Genomic DNA, 18,224 nt, shown 5'->3' with positions numbered 1-18,224 from the left:
GGGTCAGGCGCCCTTGGCCACCGGCTCCAGCATGGCCACGCACTCCACGTGGCGCGTCATCGATACGGCGCCAAAGGGGGAGAACCCTACGTAGCCGCAGGTCAACGGCACTTTCAGCTCCATTGGGGAGCCCCTCGGGCGCTTTGCGGTCACAGCCGAGGCTTGGCCTGAGCTCCGTTGATGAAACCGGGTCAGTAGCAGACGCGTACAACAGCACGGCTGAGTTTGAGAGAAGAAGCGTCACAAACGACGCTGCGACTCCGGCGCTGCCTGCCGCTCCGAGGCGAGCCCCGAGGCCAGCGGCACGAGTCGGACACTCGCGAAGTAGCGATGGGGGAACCCTCCCCCTGACCAGGGCAGGGGGAGGCTAGTAGTACTCCCGGATGTATCCCAGAGCCTTCCCGAAGACATCCTGGTCTCGGATCCTGAACTTGATGTAGAGCGCCTTGCGGAGCGCCTGTTGAACTAGGCGGTCACCTTCGTTGGTGTCCTGCCAGCCGTCAAAACGGACGGTACGGACGACGGAGTCGACCTCGTCGACGACCTTCTCGGCGATGATCGGGGTCGCCTCGCCCTTGAGCGACTCGAAGAGGTCGGTCAAGGCGGCCTTTCCGCGCTCCTCGCGGGGTACCTCAGCAGCGTCCCTCTCCGCTGCGACCGTGTCACGCGCCAGCGCGAAGAGCTCCTTGAGGAACTCCAACGAAGCCTGCTGAGAGTGGGTGTACTTCTCGCGCAGAGCATTCAACCGCTGGCCAAGCTCGATGAAGGCCGGGTTGCCGACGTGCTTGGCGATGCGGGCAGTGATCCATTTCTCGACCTCGACGGGGTCGATGTCCTTGCGGTTGCCGGTCATCAGGTCCTCGATCACCTGCGCATCGAGGACGATGGTCTCCAGGTCTGTGCGGGGGACCTCAACGGTGACGTGCTCGTTTATGAGCTCAAGGGTCTTGGCGCCCAGTGTGTGCCAGACCAGTCGGCCGGTGACGTCGGTGGGTTGCACGGACTGGTAGACGTCGGTCAGCCAGCGGTAATCCGACTCATGCTCGGACAGGATCGGGTCTGGGGACAGGGTCTCCCACAGCTGAGCGACGATGCTGTACGCAGCTCCGAAGGCGTCACGGGACTCGTCGGAGTCGATCGCGGTCTGCGCCTGGATCAGGCCCTCATAGCCGCCGACCGTGCGGTCTACGCCCGGGAAGAACGCCAGAGCAGCCTCGATCGCGGGGCCAAGCTGCTCGCGGAGTACAGCGATGTTGGAGATGACCTGCTGGACGGATTTGTCGTCGAACTCGAAGGCCTTGGCAACGTCGTCAAAAATGCCGAGGTAGTCCACTATCAGGCCGTGGGTCTTCGCGGGCGGGTAGACCCGATTCGTGCGGCAGATCGCTTGGAGCAGGGTGTGCTCGCGCAGGGGCTTGTCAACGTACTGGGCATAGAGGATCGGGGCGTCGAAGCCGGTGAGCAGCTTCGCGGTTACAATGATGATCTTCAACGGATCCGCCGGGTCGTTGAAGCGGGCGGTGATCCGCTCCAGCTCCTCCCGACCCGGGGTCCACTGCTTCCACGTCGGTTTGTCACCGCGGCCGGTGGACATCACGATCGTGGACACGTCCGGGCCGAGCAGGCGGTCAAGCTCTTCCTTATAGGCCACGCAAGTGGCCTTGTCGTAGACCACGACTTGCGCCTTGAAGCCCTGCGGCTCGACCTTTGTGGTGAAGTGCTCGGCGATGTCAGCGGCAATCTTGCGGACCCGGCCGGGGGCCTTGATTAGCACCTCCAGGGAGGCGGCCTTCTTCGACAGGATGGTGCGGTCTTCCTCAGTGAGCCCGTGGCGGTCGGCGAGCTCGGCGAAGGCCGCGTCGATCGACTCCTCATCCAGGTGGATCTCCGAGAGGCGCGGCTCGAAGTGCAGCGGCAGGGTGGCGCCGTCGCGGATGGAGTCGGAGAAGGAGTAGCGCGAGATATACCCGTGCTCGTCGGCCTCGGCTCCGAACCACATGAACGTGTTGCGGTCACGCCTATTAATCGGCGTCCCGGTCAACCCGAACAGGAACGCGTTGGGCAGGGCCTCGCGCATCTTGCGGCCGTAGTCACCCTCCTGGGAGCGGTGGGCCTCGTCGACCATCACGATGATGTTGTCGCGAGCATCCAACACACCGGGAGCTTCGCCGAACTTGTGGATCGTGGTGATGATGATCTTCCGCGCGCCCGCAGCCAGGAGCTCCTGCAGCTCCTTGCGGGACTCCGTTGAGACAAGGTTCGGTACGTCCGAAGCATTGAACGTCGCGGTGATCTGGGTGTCCAGGTCAATCCGGTCGACCACAATGATCACCGTTGGCGAGGTCAGCCCTGCCGTTGCGCGCAACTTCTGCGCAGTGAACACCATCAGCAGCGACTTCCCCGACCCCTGGAAGTGCCAGATCAGCCCTTGCTTGATCTGCCCGTACAGCACCCGCTCCACGATCAGGTTGGTCGCCTGGAGCTGCTGGTACCTCGCGATCACCTTGATCTTGCGGTGCTTCTTGTCGGTCGCGAACAGCGTGAAAAACCGCAGGAATTCCAAGATCGCGTCCGGAGCCAGAACGCCCTCGACCGCCTCCTTGACCGCCGAGAGGCGTACCTTCATCGGCGTGTGGTCGTCACCGGATTCATCCGCTCGCCACGGCCCCCACAACTCCACCGGCATCCCGACCGAGCCGTAGCGGAAGTCCTTGCCTTCGGTCGCGAAGTTGAGCACGTTCGGCACGAAGAACGCCGGCACGTTGACCTCGTAGTCCTCCTTGATCTGCGCGGCAGCGTCGATCCAGGAGTACGCCGGCCGCACCGGCGACTTCGCCTCCCCTACGGCCAACGGGAAGCCGTTGCACCAGATCACCAGGTCGAAGCGCCGCTCCAGCCGCCCGACCCCGTAGGTCACCTCGGTGGAGATGATCCAGTTGTTCGCACTGTGCTCGCTGGGGTGATCGAAGTCGATCAGTTTCACGGTCACATGCTCGCCGTCGGGCCCGAACGGCATCGACTTCTGCCCAGTGAGCCATGCCGCGAACTCCTCGTTCGCCACCACCGGATTCGGTGTGTTGCGCGCGGAGAGCAAGATCGCGCGCAGCCTGTAAATCACCTCATCTGCCAGACGCGGATCCGCCTCGACGGTCGGGTTGAGGCGGATTAACGCCTCCCGCACCTGTTGCTCCAGCAACACCTCATCGGTTCGCCGCGGCAGACGACTCCCCGGTACGAACCGGACGTCTACCGAATCAACCAGATCCCTGACGAAGTCGCGCACCGTGTTTGCCTCATTGAACGTCACTCAGCACCTCCGAAGATCTCAGCGAGCAAACCTGCCCGTAGACTGAGTAGCGCCTCGATCTCGTTGCGAGCGTGCTCGCGGGCTGCTGTGAAGGTCGCTCGACGCTCAAGCGTCGACGCCTGAAAATCGGCGGACGCACTTGGTAGAGAAATCCCAGCAAGCACCGAGAGATTGAGCGTCTTGCGGGCGCTTTCGAAGGCTGCAGTCTCCAATGCCACCGATACTCGCTCGGATGCAAGTACCCAAGAGAGGAACTCTGCGCTCATGATTTCCGGGTCGGGGCTGACCCGTGCAAGGGCGCGCGCGATGTTGCATCCCTCGAAGTCAGCGGTCACAAGCCACGTCCGTCCGATCGTCCCCACGATGGAAACCAAGACATCACCGGCTGCGATCCGAGAGCGCCGGTACTGCCGATCGACCTCCACGGTGATGCTCTTGAGTTGACTGAGCGTCGGTGACCCAGACTCTAGGTCCATGACACGCACCAGCCCAACGCCCTCTTCGACGTTGACTCCTGGCTGGACTACGCCGTAGCAGAGCGGCCTGTCGGCTCGTACCACGTCTTGCAATCGGAGGTCCCAGTCGCACTTCTCAAGAGCCTCGCGCGTCCAGACTGCTTGCGCCGCCGCTTCCGCAGAATCCGACTTGACTGCCGCCAATCGGTGGCGCTCGATGGCCCAGAGTAGGTTGGCGAGGCTCTGCTGTTCATCGAGGGGAGGTAGGTCGAACTCGTATGCGGCCAGCTCGCCCCAATTCAGGTAAGGGTTGACCGAGCCGCGTGAGTGGGCGATCGCATACGCGTGGAACCTCTCGGCCGAGAGAACGAACGGAAGGAACTCCTGCAGCAGCACCTTCTCGTCGAGGGTCTCCAGGACGAAGGTCTTCTCGCCTGTAATCCCCTCGAATTCCGGGACGGCGACCTTGCGAAGATACGTTCGCCTGGAGACGTAGAGGACGTGGCCGGGCCTGAACCGCTTGTAGAACATCGGCCCTATCGGGTCGCGCCCGATGACGCCCCAGGCGCTGATCGAGAGATTACCGCTGGGAATGTGCTCGCCGGCGAGGAACCGCTCCAGGCCGGAGGTCTCGGCGTCGACCCGGTCGGTGACGTGCCGGACCACATCTCTAAGGGTGACACGCTTCCAAGCGGTCTTGTCGAGGTTCAGGCTCATGCCGAGGCCTCCCTTCGCATCAGGGACAGGACATCGACTACGGCAACATCAGAGTTCTGCGCAGCAGTACGCCAGGAAGCGAGGGCCTCGCCGATATCGATCTGTTCTCCCTCACTGCTGTCCATGACACCTCCGACGTACGTCGGGATGGCCAGGCTGAAGCCCTTGGCCGCAACCTCATCGAGCGTGGCGACCGTCGCGAACTGCTTGAGGTCGGTGAAGCCGCGGTAAGCATCGAGGATCTTCTGCTGGTGAGTCTCGCGTAGGAATGCCTGCCCTTGTTCGCGGGAGACCTCATTGAGGGCGTTGATGAAGAGGACCTTGCCCTGGCGCTCGACGGGCTTCTGCGTCCGCAGAATGACGACGACGGCCGGCATCGGGGAGTTGTAGAACAGCCCCTCGCCGAGGCCGAGCACACACTCGACCAGGTCGGATTTGACCAGCCGCTCGCGCATGGCGGCCTCGTCACGGCGGAACAGGACCCCGTGGGGGAACAGGATCGCGGAACGCCCGGTGACGGGGTCCAGACTCTTGGCGATGTGCTGGAAGAAGGCGTAGTCGGCACGTCCTTGGGGCGGTAGGCCCCACATGTTGCGCCCGTAGGGATCCTTGGCAAACACCTCGCGGTTCCATGCCTTGATGGAGTAGGGAGGATTGGCCAGGACTACGTCGAAGGTCTGCGGGCCGCCTTGGGCGTTGAGGAAGGCAGGCTTGCTAAGGGTGTCGCCATGGGCGATGCGGCTGTCAGTGACGCCGTGCAGGAACAGGTTCATACGGGCGATGGCAGAGGTGCCGTAGTTGAGCTCCTGGCCGTACAGGCGCAGGTTTCGCCATTCCTTGCCCTGACGCTTGACCTCGGCTGCGGTGGAGATGAGCATGCCGCCGGTGCCGCAGGTCGGGTCGTATACGGACTCGCCGGGCTGGGGCTCGAGCATGAGCGTCATCAGGTGCACCAGGGTGCGGTTGGTGTAGAACTCCTGAGCGGTGTGGCCGGAGTCGTCGGCGAACTTTTTGATCAGGTACTCATAGCCCTGCCCGAGCTCGTCCTCGGGCAGGTTCGCCACCGACAACGTCTTGGTCGAGAAGTGCTCGATCAGGTCCGAGAGGGTCGCGTCGGGAAGCAGGTCCTTATTGGTCCACTCGCCGTCGCCGAAAACGCCGGGGAGGGTGTCGGGGTTGGCGGACTCGATGGCCCGCATCGCTGCCTTGAGCGTGGTGCCGACATTGCTGGTGGCCTTACGCAGGTCGGACCAGTGGGCGCCGTCAGGGATGGCGAAGCGGTGGTTCTCAGGGAGGTCGGCGAGCTCCTCGTCGCCGTATACCTCCAGGGCGGCGGCGTGCTCCTCGTCGTAGACATCGGAGAGGCGCTTGAGGAAGACCAGCGGGAAGATGTACTGCTTGTAGTCGCCAGCGTCGATCAGCCCCCTCAGCAGCACTGCGGCGCCCCACAGATAGGACTCCAGTTCAAGCTGGGTGATCCGCTTCGGGCTCGTCGCGGTCATGTGTCCAGCCCCCACTTCGCCAGCTCGGCCTCCAACGCTGCGCGGGTCTCGCGAGCCTTCCCGTGCGCGGTCTCCAGGTCGACCGAGGCCTGCTCCAGGGTGATCTGCTCGCCGACCTCGGCCGGCTCGACATACAGCGGGATGTTCAGGTTCCAGTCGTTGGCGTTGATGTCGTCCAAGGTCGCGACCGCAGCCAGGCCAGGCTGGTCGGCGTACTCCTGATACGCCTTCAGGAGGGCCTCGGTGTGCTCAGGCTCGAGAGTGTTCTGGTTACGGCCGCGCTTGAAGAGTGACTCTCCGTTGACGAAGAGCACGTTGCCCTGCTGCTCATCGGGGCGTTGGCGACGCAGGATCAGCACGCAGGCAGCCAGGCCGGTGCCGTAGAACAGGTTGGGGGCCAGGCCTATAACGGCCTCCACGAAGCCGGCCTTGAGGATGTGCTCGCGAACGCGACCCTCGGCGCCCTGGCGGAACAGGGCGCCCTGCGGGAGGACGACCGCGACCCTTCCTCCGGTGGGTACAGCGGAGGTGAGCATGTGCTGGGCCCAGGCCCAGTCGGCGTACCCCTTCGGCGGCACGCCGCCCAACTCATTACGGCCCCACGGATCGGAGGCCCATTGCTCGTGGCCCCAGTTCTTCAACGAGAACGGCGGGTTGGCGATCACGCAGTCGAACCGCGCCAACCGACCGTGGTCGAAGTAGGCCGGGTCGCGCAGCGTGTCTGCGCGCTCGACGTGGAAGTCCTCCATGCCGTGCAGCAGCAGGTTCATCCGGGCGATCGCGGAGGTGGTGAGCACCTTCTCCTGGCCGTACAGCTTTCCGAGCACGGTCTTCGGGTCACCGCCACTGGCCTTGATGTGCTGAATGACCTCGATCAGCATGCCGCCGGTGCCACAAGCCGGGTCGTACACCGTCTCGCCCTCCTGTGGGTCGAGGATGTTGACCAGTAGTGCGACCACCTCGCGTGGGGTGTAGTACTCGCCTGCCTTCTTATTGGACTGGTCTGCGAATCGCTTGATCAAGTACTCATAAGCCTGCCCCAGCACGTCGGGGGCAGCTTGGGAGATCGAAAGAGTCTTGGTCGAAAAGTGCTCGATCAGGTCAATCAGCTTGCTGTCCGGCAGCTTGTCCTTGTTGGTCCAGGTCGCGCCGCCGAAGATGCCGTACAGCGTGCCTTGGTTGGCCTTCTCGATTCCGCGGAAGGCGGTCTTGAGCGCCTCACCGACGTTCTCAGTACGCTCGCGTACGTCTACCCAGTGGCAGCCGTCGGGGATGGTGAACCGGTGGTTCTCCTCGAACGCCGCATACGTGTGGTCGCCACCGGACTCGTCCAGCGCGCGAGCGTACTCCTCGTCGTACACATCGCTGATCCGCTTGAAGAACATCAGCGGGAAGATGTACGCCTTGAAGTCCGCCTGATCAATGCTGCCCCGCAGTAGATCAGCCGCCTTCGCCAGGTACGACTCCAGCTCCCCCAGCGTCAACGGCATCGGAAGCTCCTGCTCCCCCACACCGACCGCACTCGACCCCACTCGATCACTGCTCGTTTCCACACTCAGCTTGTTCGGCTTGCCTGGCCCGCCGTCCCCGCGAGCACGTACCGGAGCCTAGCGGGATCCGCCAAGCCTGTACCAAGCACCTGTCAAGGCTTAAACCTCTCAGGTCGCCCCCAGACCGCTATATAGCGCGGCCCAGGAGGCGACCATCCTTCATGACGGCTCATCAGAAACGAAGCGGGATGAGCGTCATTCGAGCGTCAAGGCGCTGAGCGATCCGGTGGCTCTGCCGTCGCCCCTCCCGCTCGGTCGCGCAAGACCGCAGGCCAGAGAGCCATGGATTGGACCACCGGCTTCCACCTGTTGTTTGTTCGAGAATAGGTGGAGCGAGCTACCCAAACCGAGAAATCGTGGGTCAGGCGCCCTTCGCGATCGGCTCCAGGATCGCCACGCACTCCACGTGGTGGGTCATCGGGAAGAGGTCGAAGACGCGGAGGGTGCGGGGCTTGTAGCCGTGTTCCTTGAAGTAGCCGAGGTCGCGGGCCAGGGCCGCCGGGTCGCAGGCCACGTAGGCGATGCGGCGGGCCGAGAGGCCGGCCACGTGGCGGACCGTCTGCTTGCCCGCGCCCGCGCGCGGCGGGTCCAGGACGACCAGGTCGCATTCCGTGATCCCGGTCTTCGGGAGGATCTGCTCGACCTTGCCCTGCTCGATGCGGACCCGCGGGAAGTCCGCCAGGTTGTGGCGGGCGTCCTCCACCGCGCGCTTCGTCGACTCGATGCCGAGGACGGCGCCGGTCTCGCCGAGGCGTTCCGCGAGGGCTCCCGCGAAGATGCCGACGCCGCAGTAGAGGTCGAGGGCCATCTCGCCCTTGCGCGGCATCAGGCCCTGCATGACGGCCTTGATCAGGGTGTCCGCGGCCTGCGGGTGGACCTGCCAGAAGCCGCCCATGCCCACGCGGTACGTACGGCCGTCCGCGCGTTCCCGTACGAAGGGGCGGCCGTGGACGCGGTGGACCCCGCCGTCCTTCTCCTCCACGCGCAGGACGGAGACCGGCTTGTCCAGCTCCACCAGGGGGAGGCGGCCGCCGGGGCGGGGGGTCAGGACGACCTGGCGGTCCTGGGAGCCGGTCGCCGCGATCGCCTCGACCGTGGCCATCTGCGGCCAGTCCTGCTTCTCGATGCCCAGTTCGCTGACGCCCGGCGCCGCGATCATGCAGTGGTCGATCAGTTCGATGTCGTGCGAGCGGTGCTTGCGCAGGCCCGCGTTGCCGTCCTCGTCGATGGCGAACTGCACGCGGGTGCGCCACTGCGGCACCTGCCCGGCCGGCAGCTTGTCGCCCTCGGCCGGCATCACGGTGCCGTCCCAGCCGGCTTCCTCCGGGGTGAGCCCCGCGAGCCGCTTCAGCTGCTCGGCGACGACCTCGCCCTTGAGGCGGCGCTGGGCGCCGGGCTTGGCGTGCTGCCAGTCGCAGCCGCCGCACTTGCCGGGGCCGGCGTACGGGCAGGGGGCCTCCACGCGGTCCTTGGAGGCGTCGAGCACGGTGATGGCGTCGGCGCGCAGGTAGCGGGAGTCCACGTCGCCCTCGGTGACCTTGGCGATCACCTTCTCACCGGGCAGGGTGTGACGGACGAACAGCACGCGGCCGTCCTCGGTCCGGGCGATGCAGTGCCCGCCGTGCGCCACGGGGCCGACCTCGACCTCGTACTCCTCCCCGACCAGTGACTGCTTCTCGTTCTGCTCGGCGCTCGTCATGGTGGGGAGACTCCAAAAACTGAAACAACGGAAAACGGCCGGACGACCGACCCACCAGTTTACGTGGATCTCGTCCGGCCGTTCACCACCCGCCTAGCCCTTGGAGGAGGGCTCCTTCGGCGGTCGCGGGGTGTCCACCGGGCCCCGGCGCACCGCACCCGGGGCGTTCCAGTCCTGGCGCTTCTTCGCCCGCCGCTTGGCGAGCTCCGAGGACTCCAGCTGGTAGGGCACAGAGGTGACCATCACACCGGGGGTGAAGAGCAGCCGGCCCTTGAGGCGCAGCGCGCTCTGGTTGTGCAGGAGGTGTTCGTACCAGCGGCCGACGACGTACTCGGGGATGTAGACGCTGACCGCGTCGCGCGGGTTCTCGCTGCGCAGGCCCTTGACGTACTCGACCACCGGGCGGGTGATCTCCCGGTACGGCGAGTCGAGGATCTTGAGCGGGACGTTGATCCCGCGCCGGTCCCATTCCTCGCGCAGGGCCTTGGTCTCGGCCGCGTCGACGCTGATGCTGAGCGCCTCCAGGGTGTCCGAGCGGGTCAGCTTGGCGAACGCCAGGGCGCGCAGCGTGGGCTTGTGGACCTTGGAGACCAGGACGATCGAGTGGACCCGGGAGGGCCGCACGCTGTCCTCGCTGGGGCCCTCGGCGGCGGCGATCTCCGCGGAGACGCGGTCGTAGTGCTTGCGGATCGCGCTCATGGTGCCGTAGAAGATCACCATGCCGAGCAGGGCGACCCAGGCGCCGTGGGTGAACTTGGTGGCGAGGACGACGACCAGCACCATGCCGGTGAAGAAGGCGCCGAAGGTGTTGATGGCCCGGCTGCGGTGCATCCGGCGGCGGGCCGCGACGTCGTGCTCGGTCTTCAGGTGCCGGTTCCAGTGCCGGACCATGCCGATCTGGCTCAGGGTGAAGGAGACGAAGACACCGACGATGTAGAGCTGGATCAGCTTGGTCGAGTCGGCGTCGTAGATCCACACGAGCAGCATGGCCGCGCCCGCGAGGAGCACGATGCCGTTGGAGAAGGCGAGCCGGTCGCCGCGGGTGTGCAGCTGGCGCGGCAGGTAGCGGTCCTGGGCGAGGATCGAGCCGAGCAGCGGGAAGCCGTTGTACGCGGTGTTCGCGGCCAGGAACAGCACCAGCGCGGTGGCCGCGGCCAGCAGGATGAACAGGAAGCTGCCGTTGCCGAAGACGGCCTCGGCGACCTGGGAGATGACCGGGTGCTGGACGAATTCGGGACCGACGGGGACGCCGTTGTCGAGCAGGTCGGTCGCGGGGTTCTCCGCCATCCGCACGTCGGTGGCCATGGCCAGGCCGATGATCCCGCAGAACATGGTGACGGCCAGGGCGCCCATGAGGGCGAGGGTGCTGGCCGCGTTCTTGCTCTTGGGCTTGCGGAAGGCGGGGACGCCGTTGCTGATGGCCTCGACGCCGGTCAGGGCGGCACAGCCGGAGGAGAAGGCCCGCAGCAGCAGGAACACCATCGCGAAGCCGGCCAGGCCCTGCTCCTCGGGCTTGATCTCGAGATGCGCGGTGGGGGCGGTCATGGTGTCGTCGAGGACGAGGCCCTTCCAGGCACCCCAGCCGATCATGACGAATACGGCGGCGACGAAGACATAGGTCGGGATCGCGAAGAGCTTCCCGGATTCCTTCACACCGCGCAGGTTCATCAGTGTGAGGAGAAGGATCATGACCATCGCCGAGAGCACCTTGTGCTCGATCACGAAATCCACCGCGGAGCCGAGATTCTCGACTCCGGAGGAGATCGACACGGCGACGGTCAGGACGTAATCGACGAGCAGGGCGCTCGCCACGGTGAGGCCGGCCCTGGGTCCGAGGTTCGTGTTGGCGACCTCGTAGTCGCCGCCGCCGCTCGGGTAGGCGTGGACGTTCTGGCGGTAGGACGCCACGACGGTGAACATCAGCACGACGACCGCGAGCGCGATCCAGGGGCTGTACTGGTACGCCGACACGCCCGCGATCGACAGGACCAGCAGGACCTCGCCGGGGGCATATGCCACGGAGGACAGCGGGTCGGAGGCGAAGACGGGAAGGGCGATCCGCTTGGGAAGGAGTGTTTCTCCGAGGCGGTCGCTGCGTAGCGCCCGGCCGATCAGGATCCGTTTGGGCACGTCGGTCAGTTTGGACACGCAGAGGATCGTAAGCGTTCGAAATCAGACTGACGAACCCCCCACCCCCTCATACCGCAATCCCGCCGCAATTCCTCCCCACCCGCAGCACGACTGCGACGCAAGAGGCCCCATCGGTGACCGCCCGTGTGTAGCTTGGGCCATGGTCTGAGACCCTGTTAAACCAGAGCATGCAATGAGGCTGGGAACCAGCGAGTCGCTGACAGCCGGAAGGACGGCCGTGCACATCGTCATCATGGGTTGCGGAAGAGTGGGCTCCGCCCTCGCGCAAACCCTGGAACAGCAGGGGCATACGGTCGCCGTCGTCGACCAGGACCCCACCGCATTCCGCCGGCTCGGCGCCGGATTCGGCGGCCGCCGCGTCACCGGGGTCGGCTTCGACCAGGACACCCTGAGGGAGGCGGGAATCGAGGACGCGGGCGCCTTCGCCGCCGTCAGCAGTGGTGACAATTCCAACATCATCGCTGCCCGCGTGGCCCGTGAGATGTTCGGCGTGGAGAACGTCGCCGCCCGCATCTACGACCCCAAGCGCGCCGAGGTCTACCAGCGCCTCGGCATCCCCACCGTCGCCACCGTGCGGTGGACCGCCGACCAGATGCTGCGCCGGCTGCTGCCCTCGGGGGCCGAGCCGCTGTGGCGCGACCCGAGCGGCGGAGTGCAGCTCGCCGAGGTGCACACCTCCGCCGCCTGGATCGGCCACAAGGTCAGCAAGCTCCAGGACGAGACGGGCGTCCGCGTGGCGTTCCTCACCCGCCTGGGCGAAGCGATGCTGCCCACGTCGGCGACGGTCCTGCAGGAGGGCGACCTCGTCCACGTGATGATGCGCACGGACGAGATCGACAAGGTCGAGGCGGCGTTCGCCGAGGGGCCTGAGGAGGCACACGCATGAGGGTCGCGATCGCCGGTGCGGGCGCGGTGGGCCGGTCCATCGCGGGTGAACTGCTGGAGAACGGCCACGAGGTGCTCCTGGTCGACAAGGCCCCGACCGCCATCTCGGTCGAGCGGGTGCCGCAGGCCGAGTGGCTGCTGGCCGACGCCTGCGAGATCACCTCGCTGGACGAGGCGGCGCTGCAGCGCTGCAACGTGGTCATCGCGGCCACCGGTGACGACAAGGTCAACCTCGTCGTCTCGCTGCTCGCCAAGACCGAGTACGGGGTCCCGCGCGTGGTGGCCCGCGTCAACAACCCGAAGAACGAGTGGCTCTTCAACGAGTCCTGGGGCGTCGACGTCGCCGTCTCCACGCCGCGCCTGATGTCGGCCCTGGTCGAGGAGGCCGTGAGCGTCGGCGACCTGGTACGGCTGCTGCGCTTCAGCCACGGCGACGCCAACCTCGTCGAGCTGACCCTGCCGGCCGACTCCTCGGTCGCGGGCACCCAGATCGGCGACATCACCTGGCCCGAGGACACCTCGCTGGTCACGATCATCCGGGGCAACCGGGTCCTCACCCCGCACGGGGAGGAGACCCTGGAGCCGGGCGACGAGCTGCTCTTCGTGGCCGCCCAGGCCCGCGAGGAACAGCTGGAGGACCTCCTCCAGGCCCGCCGCTAGCCCTGCGGGCCCGCTGGACGACGAAGGGGGCGCGCCCTGCCGGGCGCGCCCCCTTCGGGCTTCCTCGCCGCCGGGGCCGCCGCCTCGGCCGGACGGCCCGGAAGGCCGGAGGCCGGAGGCCGGAGGCAGCCCGCCACGGCCTCCGGCCACAGGACCCCGACCCGTACAGCGGCCGACCCGGCGGGCGGCCATGCGGGCGCTCCTCCGGCCGTCCGGGGCCCGGGACACGCCCGCCCACAGCGCACGGCGGGCGCCGTCGGCCCTGCCGCGATCCCGGCGCCCGCGGACGCGCCCCAGCCGCCGGGATCACCGGACCCACCAGCCGCCCGGGCCGTCGGCCCTGCGGGCCACCCCGGTGCCCGCAGGGCCGAGGCCGTGATGCCCGGGGGCCCTGCCGGGAACACACCGCGAGTCATCGGGCGTGGGGGCCTCGGTCCGGCGCAGCTGCCGGCCCGGCAGGCGCTGGTACGACGCTCCCGCGCCTGTCCGGACCCGGAGCCGCCGGACAGTGGCCCGGCCCGGGCCGCAGGGCTCACGGGCTCGCCTCGGCGCCCGCGGACGCGCTCCGCCACCGGATCGCGGCGTGTTCCCGCAGGGCCCCGCGCCACAGCGACCGGCAACGCGAAGGGGGCGGGACCGGCCTCCTGGGCCGGTCCCGCCCCCTTCGTCGTCCACGGGCCGTCAGGCCTTCGGCCCCTTGGCGGCGGCCTCCGCCGCCTCCTTGGCCTCCCACTCCGCGATCACGTCGATCGGCGGCGGCGCCTTCGCCAGGAAGACCCAGGTGAAGTACACCGCGAGCACCATCGGCGGGAGCTTCAGCGCGATCAGCACCCAGCCCAGCTGCGTGGCGTCACCCCACCAGTACAGCGGGAAGAGGATCGCGTACTTGGCGAGGAAGATCAGGCCCCAGGCCAGGCTGGCCTTGACGTACGCCTTCTTGCGCCCGGGGTTGCGGGTGCGCCAGGAGAGGTTCTCCTTGAACACCGGGCCCAGGATCACGCCGAGCAGCGGGAAGCCCACCAGCGCCGAGAGCGTGAAGGCCACGCCGAGGCCGACGCCGTAGATCATGCCGGGCAGGTAGAAGCCCTTCGCGCTGCCCGTGAACAGGGCGAAGGCCACACCCACACCCACGCCGAAGACCCCGCTGAAGGCGTGCTTGACCGTGTCCTTGCGCAGCAGCCGCACGATCACCAGCAGGACCGCGACCGCGCCCGCCGCGATGGCGGACCACTTCACGTCCTTGTTGATCGTGTAGATCATGACGAAGAGCAGCCCGGGCAGCATCGTCTCCACGGTGCCCCGGATACCGCCGAAGGCATCGAAGAGCGCCGCCTGGGTCACTGCCTTCTGGTCGGCGGACGGGCCGGCGGCGTGGCGCGGCCCGGTCGAATCCGGGGTGGTCGGTTTGTCGAGTGACGTCACCGGTCAGTGCTCCTGTCCGAGCGGGCGGAGTTCGTACTTCGGGTTGAAGAGCACCCGACGGCCGTGGGTCATGGAGATGCGCCCCGATGCAATCATGCGTCGGCCGGGCTCGATTCCCACGATCGAGCGACGCCCGAGCCAGACCACGTCCAGCGCGGCCGAGCCGTCGAAGAGCTCGGCCTCCAGGGCGGGAACGCCCGCGCGCGGCCGCAGGGTGACGGTACGCAGGGTTCCGGTCACCTTGACTATCTGGCGGTCGTGGCAGTCGCAGATCCGCGTACACCCCGCGGCTTCTGCGTCCTCCTGCAGCTCCGCCGAATGCAGCTCCTCCTGGGAGGTGGACAGCCGCTCAATCATCCGGCGGAACCGGCCCGCAGGCCTGGCCGGCTTCGCGGACTTCTCGGGACGCGGTTCAGCACTCATACAGGAAGCGTACCGGCGTGCCCACTACCGCTCGAAGCGGTATCCCATGCCCGGCTCGGTGATGAAGTGCCGCGGATGCGAGGGGTCGGCCTCCAGTTTGCGCCGCAGTTGGGCCATGTAGACCCGCAGGTAGTTCGTCTCGGTGCCGTACGAGGGCCCCCATACCTCCTGGAGCAACTGCTTCTGGCTGACCAGCTTGCCGCCGTTGCGGACCAGGACCTCCAGCAGGTGCCACTCGGTGGGCGTCAGCCGTACGTCGCGGCCCTCGCGCACGGCCTTCTTGGCGGCCAGGTCCACCGTGAAGCCGTCCGTCTCCACGACCACCTCGTCCTCGCCGGAGCCCGCGGCCGGCTCGGCCCGGCGGACGGCGGCGCGCAGCCGGGCCAGCAGCTCGTCCATGCCGAAGGGCTTGGTGACGTAGTCGTCGGCGCCCGCGTCCAGGGCCTCGACCTTCTCGTCGGAGCTGTGCCGGGCGGAGAGGACCAGGATCGGTACCCGGGTCCAGCCGCGCAGGCCCTTGATCACCTCGACCCCGTCCATGTCGGGCAGTCCGAGGTCGAGCACGACCACGTCGGGGTGGCGGGCGGCCGCGAGCTCCAGTGCGCTCGCCCCGTCGGCCGCGGCGTCGACCTCGTATCTGCGCGCCTTCAGGTTGATCACAAGCGCTCGGACGATCTGCGGCTCGTCTTCCACCACGAGCACCCGGGTCATTGAGGTCCTGCCTTCTGTCGCGTCATCCGATCACGGTCGTGATCAAGTTCCACCGGTTCCACCGGTTCCGCCGGTTCCGCCGTCCCACCCGCACCCGCACCCGCACCCGCACCCGCACCCACCGTGGCACGCTCCGGTGCCCGGTCGCCGCGTACCGCGCGCAATGTGAGCACCATCGTCAGCCCGCCCCCGGGGGTGTCCTCGGCCGTCAGGGTGCCGTCCATGGCCTCGGCGAACCCGCGGGCGACGGCGAGCCCGAGGCCCACGCCGGCCCCGCGCGGTGCGTCCCCGTACCGCTGGAAGGGGGCGAAGATCCGGTCCTTGGCCTCGTCGGGAACGCCCCGCCCGCGGTCCACGACGCGGACCTCGACCCGGTCGCCGAGGCAGCTCGCCGCCACCAGGACGGGCTCCCCCGGCGGGCTGTACTTGACGGCGTTCTCCACGACGTTGGCCACGGTCCGCTCCAGCAGCCCCGGGTCCACCGCCACCATCGGCAGCGCCTCGGGCACGTCCAGCAGCACGCTGTCCTCCGGTACGCCGCCCAGCGCCATCGGGACCACCTCGTCGAGGTCGATCTCACGGATCAGCGGGGTGACGGTGCCGGTCTGCAGCCGGGACATGTCGAGCAGGTTGCCCACCAGGTGGTCGAGTCGGTCGGCGCCGTCCTCGATGCCTTCCAGGAGCTCGGCCCGGTCCTCCTCGCTCCACTCCACGTCGGCGGAGCGCAGGGAGCTCACGGAGGCCTTGATGGAGGCCAGCGGCGTACGGAGGTCATGGCTGACGGCGGCCAGCAGCGCCGTGCGGATCCGGTTGCCCTCGGCCAGCCGGCGGGCCTCCTCGGCCTCGCCGACCAGCCGCTGTCGGTCCAGGACCACGGCCGCCTGCGCCGCGAAGGCGCCGAGCACCCGGCGGTCCTCGGCGGGCAGCACCCGGCCGGACAGGGCCAGCGCCATGTGGTCCCCGATGGGCATGTCCACGTCGGCGTCCTCGGGCCGTGCGACGGGTCCGGGGCCGACGCTGCCGGCCGGTTTCCAGGGCTCCAGGTCGTCCGCCCGCTCCAGCAGGGCCACGGACTCCATGGCGAAGGTCTCGCGCACCCGCTCCAGCAGGGCGTCCAGGGTGGTCTCGCCGCGCAGCACGCTGCCGGCCAGGAAGGAGAGGATCTCGGACTCGGCGCGCAGCCGGGCCGCCTGGTGGGTGCGGCGGGCGGCCAGGTCCACGACCGAGGCCACGGAGACGGCGACCCCGAAGAAGACGGCGATGGCGACGATGTTCTTGGGGTCGGAGACCGTGAAGCGGTGCAGCGGCGGCGCGAAGAAGTAGTTCAGCAGCAGCGAGCCGAGGGCGGCGGAGGCCAGGGCCGGCCAGAGGCCGCCGAGCAGCGCGGCCGCCACCGTCAGCGACAGGAAGAGCAGCATGTCGTTGGCGAGGCCGAGGTCCGCGTCGACGTGCGTGAGCAGCAGGCACAGCAGTACGGGCAGCACCGTCCCCACCACCCAGCCGGCGACGATCCGGGGCCGCCCGAGCCGGGCCGCCGAGGGCACCACGGGCAGGCCGCGCCCCTTGGCGACGTGCTCGTGCGTGACGATGTGCACGTCGAGGTCGGGCCCGGAGTCGCGGGCGACGCTCGCGCCGACCCCGGGGCCGAGGACGTACTGCCAGGAGCGGCGGCGGCTGGAGCCGAGCACGATCTGGGTGGCGTTGACCCCGCGTGCGAAGGCGAGCAGGGCGTCGGGGATGTTGTCGCCGATCACATGGTGAAACGTTCCGCCCAGGTCCTCGACCAGGGTCCGCTGGACCGCGAGCTCCTTCGGCGAGGCGGCGGTCAGCCCGTCGCTGCGGGCGATGTAGACGGCAAGGATCTCGCTGCCCGAGCCCTTGGCGGCCATCCGCGAGGCGCGCCGGATGAGCGTGCGCCCCTCCGGGCCGCCGGTGAGCCCGACGACGATCCGCTCCCGCGCCTGCCAGGTCGAGCGGATGTCGTGCTCGCCCCGGTACTGCTGGAGGTACTCGTCCGCCCGGTCGGCCACCCACAGCAGCGCCAGCTCGCGCAGGGCGGTGAGGTTGCCCGGCCGGAAGTAGTTCGACAGGGCCGCGTCGACCTTCTCGGGCTTGTATATGTTCCCGTGGGCCATCCGCCGGCGCAGTGCCTGCGGGGACATGTCGACCAGCTCGACCTGGTCGGCCCGGCGGACCACCTCGTCCGGCACGGTCTCCCGCTGCCGCACCCCGGTGATCGACTCGACCACGTCCCCGAGCGACTCCAGGTGCTGGATGTTCACGGTGGACACGACGTCGATGCCGGCCCGCAGCAGCTCCTCCACGTCCTGCCAGCGCTTGGCGTTGCGCGAGCCGGGCACGTTGGTGTGCGCGAGCTCGTCCACCAGCGCTATGGCGGGCCTGCGGGCGAGGAGGGCGTCCACGTCCATCTCGGTGAAGGCGGCGCCCCGGTACACCAGGGGCTTGCGCTCGACCTGTTCGAGGCCGTGGAGCATGACCTCGGTGCGCGGCCGGCCGTGGTGCTCGACGAAGCCGACGACGCAGTCCGCGCCCCGCTCCACCCGGCGGTGCCCCTCGGAGAGCATCGCGTAGGTCTTGCCCACACCGGGTGCCGCGCCGAGGTAGATCCTGAGCTTGCCGCGTCCCATGCGCCCCATTCTCCGGGACGTCCACGCCGCGCACGCACCGATCCGCGCCCCGGCTCCGATCCCTGACGGATCCCTGACGCGGGGTGCGGGAGAC

General features: G+C 68.0%; 12 protein-coding genes. 2 read left to right on the top strand and 10 right to left on the bottom strand.

Annotated elements, in window-relative coordinates:
- Positions 1 to 367: 367 nt before the first annotated feature.
- From JYK04_RS31335 to JYK04_RS31310, 6 genes are all read right to left on the bottom strand, one after another.
- Positions 368 to 3,307, bottom strand: coding sequence for a type I restriction endonuclease subunit R (locus tag JYK04_RS31335; protein WP_189739033.1), 2,940 nt, complete (start codon positions 3,305 to 3,307; stop codon positions 368 to 370).
- Positions 3,304 to 4,479, bottom strand: a complete 1,176-nt coding sequence (locus JYK04_RS31330; protein WP_189739030.1) for a restriction endonuclease subunit S — start codon at positions 4,477 to 4,479, stop codon at positions 3,304 to 3,306. The genes JYK04_RS31335 and JYK04_RS31330 overlap by 4 nt, the downstream gene beginning before the upstream one ends.
- Positions 4,476 to 5,981, bottom strand: coding sequence for a type I restriction-modification system subunit M (locus JYK04_RS31325; protein WP_189739027.1), 1,506 nt, complete (start codon positions 5,979 to 5,981; stop codon positions 4,476 to 4,478). The genes JYK04_RS31330 and JYK04_RS31325 overlap by 4 nt, the downstream gene beginning before the upstream one ends.
- Positions 5,978 to 7,471, bottom strand: a complete 1,494-nt coding sequence (locus JYK04_RS31320; protein ID WP_189739024.1) for a type I restriction-modification system subunit M — start codon at positions 7,469 to 7,471, stop codon at positions 5,978 to 5,980. The genes JYK04_RS31325 and JYK04_RS31320 overlap by 4 nt, the downstream gene beginning before the upstream one ends.
- A gap of 421 nt (positions 7,472 to 7,892) precedes the next feature.
- Positions 7,893 to 9,230, bottom strand: a complete 1,338-nt coding sequence (locus tag JYK04_RS31315) for a class I SAM-dependent RNA methyltransferase (protein WP_189739021.1) — start codon at positions 9,228 to 9,230, stop codon at positions 7,893 to 7,895.
- A 93-nt stretch (positions 9,231 to 9,323) separates the two neighbouring features.
- Entirely contained in the window at positions 9,324 to 11,378 is a 2,055-nt protein-coding gene (locus JYK04_RS31310) for an APC family permease (RefSeq protein WP_189739016.1), read from the bottom strand.
- Positions 11,379 to 11,598: 220 nt separating this feature from the next.
- Here JYK04_RS31310 and JYK04_RS31305 point away from each other — a divergent pair, with 220 nt between their 5' ends.
- Positions 11,599 to 12,267: a potassium channel family protein gene (locus JYK04_RS31305; protein ID WP_030016272.1), complete on the top strand. Its 669-nt coding sequence runs from the start codon at positions 11,599 to 11,601 to the stop codon at positions 12,265 to 12,267.
- Positions 12,264 to 12,926 carry a potassium channel family protein gene (locus JYK04_RS31300; protein WP_189739014.1) on the top strand — a complete coding sequence of 221 codons (663 nt, stop codon included), beginning with the start codon at positions 12,264 to 12,266 and terminating at the stop codon, positions 12,924 to 12,926. The genes JYK04_RS31305 and JYK04_RS31300 overlap by 4 nt, the downstream gene beginning before the upstream one ends.
- A gap of 681 nt (positions 12,927 to 13,607) precedes the next feature.
- Here the strand turns inward: JYK04_RS31300 and JYK04_RS31295 are convergent.
- From JYK04_RS31295 to JYK04_RS31280, 4 genes are read right to left on the bottom strand one after another with little or no spacing between them, the layout of a single operon-like run.
- Positions 13,608 to 14,348: a DUF3159 domain-containing protein gene (locus tag JYK04_RS31295; RefSeq protein ID WP_189739011.1), complete on the bottom strand. Its 741-nt coding sequence runs from the start codon at positions 14,346 to 14,348 to the stop codon at positions 13,608 to 13,610.
- Between the two features lie 3 nt (positions 14,349 to 14,351).
- Complete coding sequence (locus tag JYK04_RS31290; RefSeq protein ID WP_094744607.1) at positions 14,352 to 14,771, bottom strand: OB-fold nucleic acid binding domain-containing protein; 420 nt, start codon at positions 14,769 to 14,771, stop codon at positions 14,352 to 14,354.
- 24 nt (positions 14,772 to 14,795) lie between these two features.
- On the bottom strand, positions 14,796 to 15,482 hold the full coding sequence (locus JYK04_RS31285) for a response regulator (protein ID WP_189739007.1): 687 nt from the start codon (positions 15,480 to 15,482) through the stop codon (positions 14,796 to 14,798).
- Complete coding sequence (locus JYK04_RS31280; RefSeq protein ID WP_229875489.1) at positions 15,479 to 18,130, bottom strand: sensor histidine kinase; 2,652 nt, start codon at positions 18,128 to 18,130, stop codon at positions 15,479 to 15,481. The genes JYK04_RS31285 and JYK04_RS31280 overlap by 4 nt, the downstream gene beginning before the upstream one ends.
- Between the last annotated feature and the right edge of the window lie 94 nt (positions 18,131 to 18,224).

The organism is Streptomyces nojiriensis (assembly GCF_017639205.1).
In the GTDB taxonomy this organism is placed as follows: domain Bacteria; phylum Actinomycetota; class Actinomycetes; order Streptomycetales; family Streptomycetaceae; genus Streptomyces; species Streptomyces nojiriensis.
Note: the sequence above shows the minus strand (reverse complement) of the source record. Positions and strands in the feature narration are given on the sequence as shown.

What these genes read in the sequence shown, in the direction of transcription:
- JYK04_RS31320 (WP_189739024.1), bottom strand. Translation starts at nt 7,471, where the DNA reads ATGCCGTTGACGCTGGGGGAGCTGGAGTCGTACCTGGCGAAGGCGGCT.
- JYK04_RS31300 (WP_189739014.1), top strand. Translation starts at nt 12,264, where the DNA reads ATGAGGGTCGCGATCGCCGGTGCGGGCGCGGTGGGCCGGTCCATCGCG.
- JYK04_RS31290 (WP_094744607.1), bottom strand. Translation starts at nt 14,771, where the DNA reads ATGAGTGCTGAACCGCGTCCCGAGAAGTCCGCGAAGCCGGCCAGGCCT.
- JYK04_RS31330 (WP_189739030.1), bottom strand. Translation starts at nt 4,479, where the DNA reads ATGAGCCTGAACCTCGACAAGACCGCTTGGAAGCGTGTCACCCTTAGA.
- JYK04_RS31325 (WP_189739027.1), bottom strand. Translation starts at nt 5,981, where the DNA reads ATGACCGCGACGAGCCCGAAGCGGATCACCCAGCTTGAACTGGAGTCC.
- JYK04_RS31315 (WP_189739021.1), bottom strand. Translation starts at nt 9,230, where the DNA reads ATGACGAGCGCCGAGCAGAACGAGAAGCAGTCACTGGTCGGGGAGGAG.
- JYK04_RS31280 (WP_229875489.1), bottom strand. Translation starts at nt 18,130, where the DNA reads ATGGGACGCGGCAAGCTCAGGATCTACCTCGGCGCGGCACCCGGTGTG.
- JYK04_RS31285 (WP_189739007.1), bottom strand. Translation starts at nt 15,482, where the DNA reads ATGACCCGGGTGCTCGTGGTGGAAGACGAGCCGCAGATCGTCCGAGCG.